We start from the raw sequence: 363 nt of genomic DNA, 5'->3' as shown, positions 1-363 counted from the left end.
CACCTGCTGACCGCCGCCGCCGCCGCCACACTGGTCCGCCCCGCCCAGGCACAGGCGCTGCCGCGCATCCTGTGCTTTGGTGACAGCCTGACCGCCGGTTTCGGCCTGGGCCCGACCGAGGGGCTGGTCCCGCAGCTGTCGGCCTGGCTGGCCGATGCGGGGCGCCCGGCGGACCTGATCGATGCGGGGCTGTCGGGGGACACGACCTATGGCGGCCGCGTGCGGATCGAGCTGTCGATGCGCCGCCACCGCCCCGATGCCGTCATGGTCGAGCTGGGCGGCAACGACATTCTGCGCCGCTGGCAGCCCGCCGATGCCGAGGCGAACCTGGACGCGATCCTGCAGACCGCGGGCAGCGGCGGG

At 74.7% G+C, this 363-nt stretch carries 1 protein-coding gene; it reads left to right on the top strand.

Going from position 1 to position 363, the window contains the following annotated elements:
• Positions 1–363 (top strand): GDSL-type esterase/lipase family protein (locus tag TW83_RS18290; RefSeq protein WP_343251971.1); only part of this gene is annotated, 363 nt, incomplete at both ends.

Origin of the sequence: Paracoccus sp. S4493 (assembly GCF_000967735.1) — a bacterium.
GTDB lineage: Bacteria > Pseudomonadota > Alphaproteobacteria > Rhodobacterales > Rhodobacteraceae > Paracoccus > Paracoccus marcusii.
This window is presented reverse-complemented; position numbering and strand designations above follow the sequence as displayed.